Origin of the sequence: Polaribacter sp. BAL334 (assembly GCF_015767435.1) — a bacterium.
In the GTDB taxonomy this organism is placed as follows: Bacteria; Bacteroidota; Bacteroidia; order Flavobacteriales; family Flavobacteriaceae; genus Polaribacter.
Map to the genome: position 1 here is coordinate 1 of NZ_JADWOV010000213.1, position 308 is coordinate 308.

General features: G+C 32.1%; 1 protein-coding gene. It reads left to right on the forward strand.

The features are described 5' to 3' along the window. The coding region (locus IU405_RS01905) for a putative porin (protein WP_231749455.1) at positions 1 to 306 on the forward strand (306 nt) is incomplete at its 5' end. Positions 307 to 308: the final 2 nt, after the last annotated feature.

Sequence of the window (308 nt, forward strand, 5' to 3'; positions counted from 1 at the left end):
ACAGATTATTGGTTTAAAGGCAAACCTATGTTGGTAAATATTGGCGCAACTTTTAAATATTTCACCAAATACATGGCGAATGCTTATAACCCTTTATTGGCTGAATTTACATTACAAAACAACGAAGAAATCGGATTTCCTACAGTAGATGTTTTTTTTAATGCACAAGTAAGGAGAACCCGTATTTATTTTAAAATTGATAACGTTACCTCAGGATTTTCATCAAAAAACTATTTTTCAGCACCCAATTATCCATATCGTGATATGACGATTCGTTTTGGATTGGTTTGGAATTGGTTTATTTAGCC